Below are 10,733 nucleotides of genomic sequence, written 5' to 3' on the forward strand. Positions count from 1 at the left end.
GGACTGCTCATGAATGAGACTATGAGAATGGCTCAATACGCAAATAGTCGCCGGCAAGCTCCATAGAGCTGGGGTCCGTGCGGTGCTCCGCGATGTCTAAGTATCGACCCGCTTGCTCAAATCGCAGCGCTCATCGAAGGCCAGCAATACCTCATGCAGAGCGAAAATCCCCAACCGCCCGTTTCAAAGACGCTCGCCCCATTTCGAAACAAGGTGTTTCGCTCAATTTGGGCGGCCACCCAGATTTCCAGCCTCGGTTGGCTAGTGCAAACGGTCGCCATCAGTTGGCTTATGGCAACGATTTCAGCGTCCGACCTCATGGTGGCACTCGTCCAGGCCGCATCCACATTGCCGGTGTTCTTCCTCTCAGTTTTCGCCGGAGCCATTGCCGACAACTTCAGCCGCCGGTGGGTGATGTTTGCGGGACACTGCCTGATAGCATCGGCGTCGACGACGCTGATGATTTCTGTGGGTCTGGGATTTGTCAGTCCTTGGCTGATTCTCGGGTTAGGTTTCCTGGCCGGCTGCGGCTTTGCCTTGAATGATCCGGCTTGGCACGCTTCGGTCGGCGATATCCTTCACAAACGCGACATTCCGGCCGCAGTGACGCTTATGTCCGTCGGATACAACATTGTGCGCAGCGTTGGTCCAGCCTTGGGGGGCGTGATCCTGGCCGTCTTTGGGCCGCTGGCCGCTTTCGCCTTGGCTGCGGTGAGTGATCTGGCGCCCATAAGCGCGATATGGCGCACCAAATGGGAGGTCCGCTCTTCGCCTCTCCCTCGTGAGAGAATGACGACGGCAATTCATGACGGAGTGCGCTTTACGGCGATGTCTTTGGAGATCAGGGCAGCGACCGCCCGAGCCGCTCTTTTCGGGTTGGCAAGCATCTCCATTCTGGCGTTGCTCCCCCTCGTCGTCCGGGATCAGTTGAAGAGTGGGCCAATTGTCTACGGTATCTTATTGGCCGGCTTCGGCATGGGTGCTTTCATCGCGGGTATGGGCAACGGCTTCTTGAGGAAGGTCACGTCTCAAAACAGGCTGGTGGCCTTCGCCTCTGTGGCTTGTGCAGTCTGTTGCCTCTCCCTTGCCCTTACATCGTCGCTTCCTGTGGCGGCCATTTCGCTGGCGCTCGGCGGAGCGGGTTGGCTTATCACCTGGACGGGCATTGACGTGTCGGTGCAGTTGGCAAGCCCAAGGTGGGTTGTAGGCCGCACGCTCTCCATTTACTACGCCTTGAGCGCAGGCGGTATGGCTGCTGGCAGCTGGATCTGGGGTTCTGTCGCGCAAAACTATTCCTTGACCTCAGCATTGGAGGGCGCCGCAGGCGCTCTGTTGCTGGTTGCAGCAGCGGGGATCGTGTTGCCGGTCCGTCCCTGGGAAGAAACCGATCAAGAAAGTTCAGTTTTTCATCCGCCGGACGTGGCTCTCGATCTGAAACCCAGAAGTGGCCCTATCGTGGCCAAGGTCGAGTATTTGATATCGGAGGAAAATATCGAGGCCTTTCTGGGCTCCATGCGCACGCGGCGACACGTCCAGAGCCGTGCCGGTGCACGAAACTGGACGCTCCAGCGAAATCTGCAAACACCGTCACTTTGGACGGAGACATTCCGCACCCCCACCTGGATGGACTTTCTCCGCCTAAATCATCGACTCACCGCAGCAGATAAGGAAGTCGCCCAGCATCTCCTGTCACTGCATGAAGGAGAGGTGCCTCCGCAGACAGTGCTTTCGATTGAACGGACGACCGAGGCAATTCGTACCCGTACCTCGACAATCTTTTCTCGTCCTCCAAGATGACGCCATCAAGCTGCTGTCCAGGGACAGGGTGGATCACCGGTGCTTTGCAGAGCACAGCCTCACACCGAGAGCAGCGTGCTCCGGGTTGTGCGCTTTCGCGCGCACCCAGGCGAGATGATGGTGAACGCGGCGTCAAGTGGAAGTCCCCTGCATACGCTTGCGGAGTCTTCTGCGAGAGCCCATGCCGACGAGCGCCAAACAAGGTCTGATGCCTTTCGGCGTCGTGGCCTCAACTCATCGATTCGCGAGAAAAGCATCGAATGCAGCAGCAACGGCGCGAACAACAAAGCGGTGCTCCGGCCGCACGCGGATGAAGCCGTTTTCGACGTCCAGGATCCCCTCCTCAGCCAGCGTCACCAAACTCTCAACTGAATCGAGAAAACGAGCTGGTTCGATTTCGTGGGCGGCACAGATGGTCGGCACGTCGGCCTCCAAATCGCACATCAGTCGCTCGATGATCGCTGCGCGCACCCGGTCATCGTCGGTCAGACGGTGACCCTTTGATGTCGCCAGACGTCCACTTGCGATGTGCCGGGCGTAAGAATCCCGTGTTACTTCGTTCTGAACATACCCCTCGCGGACTCGGCCAATAGCCGACGCGCCGAAGCCGATCACGTTTTGCAAGTATCGGCCGAGTATCCCAGCGAATTACGCCGTAGGCGCCCGGTCTTCTGGCGCTAGCGCAAGTTCGTCGTCCGGCGGAGCGAAATGATCGAGCCCGATCTCCCGGTAGCCAGCGCCAACCAGTGTCTCGGCGACAGTTGCAGCCTGTTCGGCGCGAAGATCGCCGTCCGGTAGACCTGCCTGCTCGATTAGGCGCTGATTCTTTATCACGGAAGGAATATGCGCGTATCCGAACACCGCAAGCCGGTTGGGGCGCATGGCGACCGCAGCCATCGCGGTCTGGATGCAGGACTGCACAGTCTGTTTCGGTAGACCGAAGATGAGGTCGAAGTTGATATGGCCAACGCCATGCCGGCGGAGATTTTGGACTGCAGCGGCCGTCTGCACCTTACTCTGGATCCGATTGATCGCCTTTGCACATCGGGATCAAAGCTCTGCATCCGATGCTCGCGCGGTTGACACCGTTAGCTGCCAGGGCTTCGGCCATTTCCGGTGTGAACGTTCGGGGATCGATCTCCACGGCGATCGCAGCAGTTTTGCTGAAAGCGAAGTGGCGGCGTAGAAATTCCATCAGCGCCAAGTGCTCGGCTGGCCCGATAAGGTGAGGCGTTCCGCCGCCGAAATGCACATCGCTCACCGGCAGCCCTTGCCGCACTTGCTCCGACACCAAACTGATCTCCTGACGCAGCACCGCTAAATAATTAAGGATCGGGCCGTTGCGACGGATGACCGCGGTAGGGAAGCCGCAATACCAGCACATGGATCGGCAAAACGGAATGTGGAAATAGAGCGACACCGATTCGTCGGCCGGGAGGCCCCCCAGCCATTCCTCATAATCGTCAGCACCAACTGCCGCAGAGAAGTCTGGCACAGTCGGATAGATGGTATACCAAGGCGGCCGGGGGTCCCGGTACTTTGTCAGGATTGAGGTGTGCAAGGAGCTGTCATCCCACGTCGCTCATCCATCATTCTTTCGTTGCGCGCTCGTCCTGGTCTCTGACCTAAGTCAGTGCGTCCCGCTTATGTCGCAGTCTCGTTTGGACAGGATGGGGTCAACCACGCCGGGGAGCGCGCGTGCCATGGTTGCGCCTGAGGTGATGGTGCGGTGCCGCATTCAACGTCTGAGTACGTGACGCCAGTGCAGTGTGCTTGAGGCGTCTGCGGAAGAACTTTGCAATGCGAAATTCATGTCCGACGCAACGGACCTGTCAAGCCTCGTTCAGACGCCATCCAGGTCCAGCCAGCGGCCTTCCCTGCCGGCCGAAAAACCATACCGGCTTTAGCCACCGAGACGCTCTAAAGCTGACGTCGGCTCATTTGATGAAAGGAGGACGCCGCTAGGGGGTGCACAAGGTTCCCCGGCTTGACGTCGCTTCGAGCGAAGAGCGGTGTGGCTTGTCGTCAAGCGCCGGGCAGCGTGCCCCCTACCGATATCCCGAAAAGATCGACCAAGATGGCCATGCCGACGCCACACGCGGTCTGGATGAGGCCGACCATGAAAATGCGATTGGCGCGTTCGTAGATGGGGCGCCGCAAGGAACTCATGTCGAGCAGCATGGACAGCGCTCTCATCTGCAGTGCGATGCCGAGCAGGATCGGCACTACGGCGAACAGATCGTAGAGTTGCCATGGCAAGGGGTTCGCGGCCCAATGAGTGAGGAAGCCGAGGGAAAAGGCAAGCAGGATACCCACGGCAGTGATTGTGCCGTTGCGGAAAATGGTCTCGATCGGTTCTTCCTTCGGATCGTGCTCGTCCAAGCGGCTTCCTTTCGTTGCTCTTTCCGTCGAGACTAAGTTCTCGAGAATACTGTTCATCGCCAATTACTCGAGGCGAGCCGTAGGCAGCCGTTTCAGGGTGCGCTCCCTCTCGCTTCCGGCCGCGCAATGTACCTGCACGGCGAACTTACAGCGGCGAAAAGGTGCTGCGGCCACCATGCGACGCCTCGGACGTGCACGCCCTCTGTTCCTGGCGCAGCCCTTGCGGAGCGTACGCGCAGTGATCCTTCTCGGTAGCGGATGGCGCGGCCTCCGTTGCGGTCAGACGGGAAGCCGTCGCTGTTAAACGAGACTGTCACATATCGAACATGGCGAACCGTGTCGCACATTTCTTTTCGCAGTGACCCTCAAAAAAAGTGATTCCAGCGAGACGAAGGCGCGTCGGCCCGATTTTGGTGTCGGCCGCATCTACGCTTCAGGTTGGCATGTCGCTTGCTGCTCTATTCGGAGAGCTGCAGCGGTCCGACCGGAGTGTTTCACATGTAAACGATAATGAATCTCCTAGCAGAAAACACTATTATAAGTACATGTGGCTTTTACGCTGGCTCACCTCTCGTGTCAAGCGCTTTGGCGTCCACATATTGGAGACAACACGCACAAAATTTAGAGGAAAAGCTTGCTCTTTCGCCTCTATCCTTTTTATTCCTTCATGGAGATCTAGACATGTACATCAAGAGTCCTCTTCTCGGCTTAACTGCTCTGATGACCATTTCCGTCGGTCGAGCAGCTGGCGCCGAGCGGGAACCGGCCGAGTACATCAAGATCTGCGACGTCCTCGGCTCGGGATATTCCTATATTCCCAACACCGAGACCTGCCTGCGCATCGGCGGCTATGTCCGTTACGATATCGGCCTGGGTGACGTCCGATCGTATGACAGCGCAAGAACCTCGGACGTGAGAACTGGCGAGGACCAAGGCACTTGGCGAAACAGCACACGCTTCACGTTCAAAACTTGGACCGGCCAGCAGACCGAGCTCGGCGCGTTGACGACCTATACCGAAACCCAGGTGAATTTTGGCAACAGCGCTAACTCGCATGACAGTCCTCAGAACTATGATTTCAACAGCGGCCTCGCACTGGCTTCTGCCTGGGTCGAGCTGGGAGGCCTGCGAGTTGGCAAGGAGGGGTCGGCCTTCGATACGTTTGCAAGCTACGCTGGCAACGTTCTCGATAGTATGCTCGTTCCGTCGGCCGGCTTCGACACCAACGTGGCTCAGTACCACTTCGACGCCGGCAACGGCATTTCGACTGTGATTTCGCTCGAACAAGGATCGGGCTCAGCCGGTACTATCGACAGCTATATTCCGCACGTTGTCGCCGGCTTGAAATACACGCAAGGCTGGGGCTCGATCACCGGCGTCGCGGCTTATGACAGCAATTACGAAGCTTTTGCCGGCAAGATCCGCGTCGACGTCGCTGTCACAAACCAGCTGTCGCTGTTTGGACTCTTCGGCTACGGTTCCAATGCCAGTCTCAACGAGGACTCAAACGGCGCAATTGCCAATCATGGGCGCGGCTCGTACAAAATCTGGAACGGCCAGTGGGCTTTCTGGGCGGGCGCCACCTACGAGTTTGACGAGAAAACTTCGTTCAACCTTCAGGTCTCGGGTGATCAGCTCAAGGATGCTGGTGTGGCTGCAAACGTCGCCTACATGGTCGTTCCCGGCTTCACGGTCACAGCCGAGGTCGATTACGACCACTACGGCAACTCTGGCCTCGGCCCTGCCGAGCCTACCGCCGTCAAGGGCACGAGCAAGCCGAACAGCGTCGGCGGCATTCTCCGCTTACAAGGCTCATTTTGAAATCTCTCCAGTCGCGAGCATGGCAAAGGCACTTGCCTCGACAACGCACGCATGGAGAGCTTCGTTCGCCATCTTGAAGTCTGCATCGACCGTCCACGGCCCATCGTACCAACTAGAAACTGAAAGTTATGAGCCCTGTGTACTACACCTAGCCCTTGACCTGCCCGATGAACCGGCCAGGGGCCGTCAGTTCAAATTCGGGGCCGTTTAGAGGGCAGTGTGAGGCCGTGTTAGGTAAGCGCCACTGCAATGTCGAGGCCGCGACACGCCTGTCGCTTTGGACGGCTGGAATTGCCCTTCGCGGCGCCATTCATTCTCTCAACATTTACGTGATAATGCACGCTGAGTCCGAGCCGCGTGGCAGCACCCATCCTAGGTCACTATCGGGGGGCCTTAAACCTGAACAGCTCCATCGTCGCGGCTGCTGCGGAAGCAGGAGCTATCACTGGGACCCGTACTGGTGCTTGTCAGCCGCTGAGCCGCTACTTCGTCTTAGGAAGAGCATTGTCCTTGCCAAAAGCCGGCCAGTATTTCGAGATTGCCAGTGTGGCGCCGGCTGAAGAGAAATGACCATAGTCGAAATATAAAAACTCTCCTCTATCGAAATAGGCGCAGCGTCCTGCGCTGCACAGGAATTTCAGCGGATCGATGAATGTGGCGCCTTTGGTAAATGAGCGCACACGTTCGTTGACGTCGGGGTCCATCGCGATCGGCCAGGACGTATCGTCCAGATTTTGGCGCTTGGCGAAGAACGCAATTTTCCGGACGTCAGTTGGGAACTGCGGAGACTGGCCGATGACAAACACGCGCACGCCCAGGGCACGAAGCGTAGCGATTGTTTGCTGAAGACCGTCGAAACCTCTGACCTCATAGTCACTCCATCTACCGCTGAGGATAACCGTCTTGATGTCCGCTTCCAAGATGACGTCCAAGGCCTTGCGATTGAACCGGACACAATCAAGACGATCGTACGGGTAGTAATAGAGTATCGGCGCGCAGCTGGCGTACGTATATTCAACGATGTTCGCCTGCAATCGATTTATGTTAGCACCCAAGCCGGAAACATAGTGCGCGGCGAAGGAGTCGCCCCACAAAAAAACCGTTGTTGGAAAACCGCTGGTGCGCGTGCAATCCTCCATATTCCAGCTTTCGATCCGGCTGGTGCCCTCGTTGAAACAGATGCCATTCCTCCAGTCCCCGACGGAAATGCGCCGCTGGACATAGTCCGGAAACCGTTGCGGAAAGCCGTTGCCGAGCGCCCCCGCCGCTCCGCCGGCACAAAGGACAACGATCGCGAGCGCTGAAAAGGCGAAGATAGGCCCCGGGGAGGTGAAGGCCCTCTTCTGTCGAAACGGCTGCTCTACAAACTTCCAGGAGAATGCAGCCAATGCGAGGCTTGCCACCAACATCGCACCGGTCATCAACGGATCGAGTTTTTGGAACGAAAGATAGTGCGCGAACGCATTGAGAGGCCAGTGAACAAGATACAACGAATACGAGATGAGCCCAATCCAGACCAGCGGCCTGACTTCGAGCATGCGGGTGGCGACCGTCGAGGGGGTATTTTGGCCAACATAGATCAGAAGGGCCGTTCCGATGCATGGATACAAGGCGTTGTAGCCTGGGAACGGATCACTCGCCGAAATCGCGAAGAACCCGATGGCGAGAAGGCCAAATCCGGCCACCCCCACCGACTCCATCAGGAATCGGTTGCCCAGCGGCGAGGGGCATTTGAGCATGAGCAGGGCGCCCAACATGAGTTCCCAGATTCGGGTCGGCAGCAGATAGAATCCGGCGGTGGGTGCCAGCGATGTCGCCATCACCGCCACTACGAAGCTGCAGAGAATTATCGGAAGAAGTGTCGTCAGCCAGCGCTTCCCGATGTAGCGATAGATTAGGAACATCAGGATTGGTGCGAAGATGTAGTACTGCTCCGCTACGGAAAGCGGCCAAGTGTGCAACAGTGGTAGAAGCGCGGCATCGATAGAGAAGTAACTTGACGTTTTCCAGAAGAAAACGTTCGACCAGAAGGTCGAGGTAGCTATGATGCTAAGACTGAATCCGCGCAGATCCGGTGGCAGAAGAATGAACAATGCCGCAATGCAGGTGAGAAGCATCACAAAGACGAGCGCCGGCAGAATGCGCCGGGCACGGCGCCAGTAGAAGTTGACGATGGAAAATTGGCCGCGTTCAAGGTCATCCAGGAGGCTTCCGCTGGTTAGGTAGCCGGAGATGACGAAGAAGATATCGACCCCGCTAAAGCCACCCGGGATCGCCGAAATTCCGAAATGAAAGAGTACGACCGGAAGTACAGCAACGGCCCTAAGGCCCTCGATATAGCGCCTATATTGCATCCAGCGGTTCCTTTTATTTTAGATCAGGACGCGATTGGAAGCTTTCAATCTCCGGTAGGAGTGCTGCCGAGATAAGGGCGGTATCAGCCACCTTTATCCGTCCCGAATGTTCTGTAAGTTGCAACTGGTACAGAAGCACGATCGCCATCGCCGGCCTTGACGGCCTGATTGTCGAGCAGATCGCGCGGATCGTTGACCATCACGGCCAGGTTATGTCCTGTCGAACAACCAAGCGGCTGTTTGAAGGATTCTTCATTGGGTAAGGCACCATATGAGGGACAGACCGGCGGACGGGCGTGATAGACAATCGCCTCAATTCGCACTGAGCCGGCGTCGTGTTGATCGCGCAATTGAATGTTGTCTTCTTCGATTGCCAACTGCCTGGCCTGATGGGCTACCCCTGCGCTGAGCTGGGGCGAACCGCTGATGAGGAGGTGGATGGCATCGAACCGGCCGCGACTGGCCTTGTCTAGGAAAACACGCAAACGCTGCCGTTCGGAAGCGCGCAGGCTTTGCAACGTCAGGACGGTGGTCTCCTCTCGGACAAGCATTGGTGCCGATGGTTCGACATCAACTGGCGTAGTGCTTGTGCAGCCACTTACGCTTGGTGCCAGAGCGACAAAGAGGATTATAAAACGCAACATCTTTGGATGACACTATTCGATGATGAAGCCGAGACCGCCCTGGGCGCTTGGCGCGCCCGCACGGATAGCAGCGCGGTCTCGCGGGGGACTTGTCACGGAATTCGTCGGAGCGCCCCCTCCGTTCAAAGCCGGTGCCGCCCGCTCGGTCGGTGCGCTCATCTGGTTTGGGTTGGAGCCTGGTCTTACAATGTAAGGCGTAACTAGAATGACCAGTTCTGACTCCTCTTTTTGAAACGAGGTCGAGCGAAAAAGCGGTCCCAGGATCGCCAGTTCTCCGAGCCAGGGAAAGGCCCTGACATCATTGTTGACGTTCCGCCTGATTAGACCGCCGATTGCGAAGCTCTGGCCGCTGGCGAGTTCGACGACCGTATCGGCTCGGCGCGTGGAAACTGCCGGCACGGAAATTCCGTTGATTTGCACGGCACCTTGCGTCGACAGTTCACTGACTTCGGGCGTTACGTGAATGTTGATTTGATTGTTGCTGAGAACTGTCGGCACAAATTCCAGACTGACGCCGAAGTGACGGAATTCAACCGATACCTGCCTGTTTTCCTGCAGGACAGGAATGGGAAATTCGCCGCCCGCGAGAAAGCTGGCCTTTTCACCCGACATAGCGGTGAGGTTCGGCTCAGCCAGGACGGAAGCTATATGCTCCTTGGCGAGCGCGTCGAGAACCGCGCTGACGTTGACGGCACCGTTGTCGAATCCGATTTCTGCTGTACCGCCACCCTGGGTTGAACCAGACCCAGCGCTTGCAGCGCTTCCGCTTAGAACGCCCACTTTGAAATTGCCGATTTGACCGAAGGCGGACAAGTTGACGCCGAGTGACTTCATGGCGCTGCGTGAGACTTCGGCTACGCGCACGCTGAGGTTAACTTGCAGGGATCCAGCGACCTTGATGTTGTTGACGACTTGCGCTCCGTCGCCCAGATATTGCTCAGTGACTCTTTTTGCGGTGTCGGCGACCTCTGCGTCGGGCGCCGTCCCGCTAAGGATTGCGCCGCGCGGCGTATAGTTGACGCGGATGGGATAGTCGCCGACCTGCTCCCGCAACATGGCGCGTAAATCCCCGATCGGTTGCGTGACAACGATACGCAATTCGGCGAGAGGCTCGCCATTGCCATCCAAGGCGAATAGGCTGGTCCGCCCCGATTTCTTGCCAAAGACGAAGATTGTTTTGCTCGATGGCGCCTGAAAATCCGCGATCGTGGGGTCAGCAACAAAGATGGTCGTGGCTGGCCCGGGCAGATGAACGGTCTCCCCGAGCGAAGAGGAAAGGGTCAGCGTGGCGTTGATGCTATTCGAAGCCGCATGCGGCGGGCCTTTGTCCTGCTTGTTTTGCGCCGCGACACCAAGTGGGAAAGTCACAATAAGCGCGCAGAGGAGATGGCCCAGGTAACGGGGCACTGCAGGTCTTGTAACCTTGTTGGCGATCGCCCGCCAATTGAGCGCAGCGCAAGGATGTTGAAGGATCAGCAAAATAGATCTTCTTTCGATTCGACAAACTATGCGGACGAGGCGTCAGTCAATTCTAGGATGTAACCAATGCCTCGGATGGTCTTGATCCGTGGCGTTGCACCTGATCTGGTCAGATGTCCCCGTAAACGATAAATTCCGACTTCAAGCGCGTTGGCAGACACGTCGTCGTTGAATGAATAGAGGTGATCTTCCAATTGCGCACGGGGCACGATGCGGCCTGCCCGGTTAAGCAGGTGCTCTAGAACACAGAGTTCGC

Annotated in this window: 7 protein-coding genes and 1 pseudogene; 2 read left to right on the forward strand and 6 right to left on the reverse strand. The window is 57.5% G+C overall.

Annotated elements, in window-relative coordinates:
- Positions 1 to 153: 153 nt before the first annotated feature.
- Positions 154 to 1,797 (forward strand): MFS transporter, encoded by a 1,644-nt coding sequence (locus EN893_RS06605; protein ID WP_063169257.1) that lies wholly within the window; start codon positions 154 to 156, stop codon positions 1,795 to 1,797.
- A 234-nt stretch (positions 1,798 to 2,031) separates the two neighbouring features.
- Here the strand turns inward: EN893_RS06605 and hemN are convergent.
- Together hemN and EN893_RS06615 are read right to left on the reverse strand one after the other, a co-directional pair.
- Positions 2,032 to 3,358, reverse strand: a pseudogene (gene hemN, locus EN893_RS06610) (oxygen-independent coproporphyrinogen III oxidase).
- 464 nt (positions 3,359 to 3,822) lie between these two features.
- Positions 3,823 to 4,179: a hypothetical protein gene (locus EN893_RS06615; RefSeq protein ID WP_024505577.1), complete on the reverse strand. Its 357-nt coding sequence runs from the start codon at positions 4,177 to 4,179 to the stop codon at positions 3,823 to 3,825.
- Between the two features lie 681 nt (positions 4,180 to 4,860).
- On the opposite strand from EN893_RS06615, the gene EN893_RS06620 reads away from it, so the two are divergent.
- Positions 4,861 to 6,000: a porin gene (locus tag EN893_RS06620; protein WP_127213822.1), complete on the forward strand. Its 1,140-nt coding sequence runs from the start codon at positions 4,861 to 4,863 to the stop codon at positions 5,998 to 6,000.
- Positions 6,001 to 6,482: 482 nt separating this feature from the next.
- Here EN893_RS06620 and EN893_RS06625 read toward each other — a convergent pair whose 3' ends face one another.
- The 4 genes from EN893_RS06625 to EN893_RS06640 form a co-directional block, all read right to left on the reverse strand.
- Entirely contained in the window at positions 6,483 to 8,354 is a 1,872-nt protein-coding gene (locus EN893_RS06625; RefSeq protein WP_127213821.1) for an acyltransferase family protein, read from the reverse strand.
- An 83-nt stretch (positions 8,355 to 8,437) separates the two neighbouring features.
- On the reverse strand, positions 8,438 to 8,998 hold the full coding sequence (locus EN893_RS06630; RefSeq protein WP_063169261.1) for a CpaD family pilus assembly lipoprotein: 561 nt from the start codon (positions 8,996 to 8,998) through the stop codon (positions 8,438 to 8,440).
- A 12-nt stretch (positions 8,999 to 9,010) separates the two neighbouring features.
- The gene (locus EN893_RS06635; RefSeq protein WP_063170365.1) at positions 9,011 to 10,432 is read right to left on the reverse strand and encodes a type II and III secretion system protein family protein; all 1,422 of its coding nucleotides are present in this window, start codon (positions 10,430 to 10,432) and stop codon (positions 9,011 to 9,013) included.
- A 71-nt stretch (positions 10,433 to 10,503) separates the two neighbouring features.
- Positions 10,504 to 10,733, reverse strand: a 230-nt coding sequence (locus tag EN893_RS06640; RefSeq protein ID WP_164900736.1) for a winged helix-turn-helix domain-containing protein, incomplete at its 5' end; no start/stop codon positions are given.

Origin of the sequence: Mesorhizobium sp. M7A.F.Ca.CA.004.04.2.1 (genome assembly GCF_004022825.1) — a bacterium.
Lineage (GTDB): Bacteria > Pseudomonadota > Alphaproteobacteria > Rhizobiales > Rhizobiaceae > Mesorhizobium.

Coding starts and splice junctions, on each gene's coding strand:
- EN893_RS06630 (WP_063169261.1), bottom strand. CDS start 8,998: ATGTTGCGTTTTATAATCCTCTTTGTCGCTCTGGCACCAAGCGTAAGT.
- EN893_RS06620 (WP_127213822.1), top strand. CDS start 4,861: ATGTACATCAAGAGTCCTCTTCTCGGCTTAACTGCTCTGATGACCATT.
- EN893_RS06625 (WP_127213821.1), bottom strand. CDS start 8,354: ATGCAATATAGGCGCTATATCGAGGGCCTTAGGGCCGTTGCTGTACTT.
- EN893_RS06605 (WP_063169257.1), top strand. CDS start 154: ATGCAGAGCGAAAATCCCCAACCGCCCGTTTCAAAGACGCTCGCCCCA.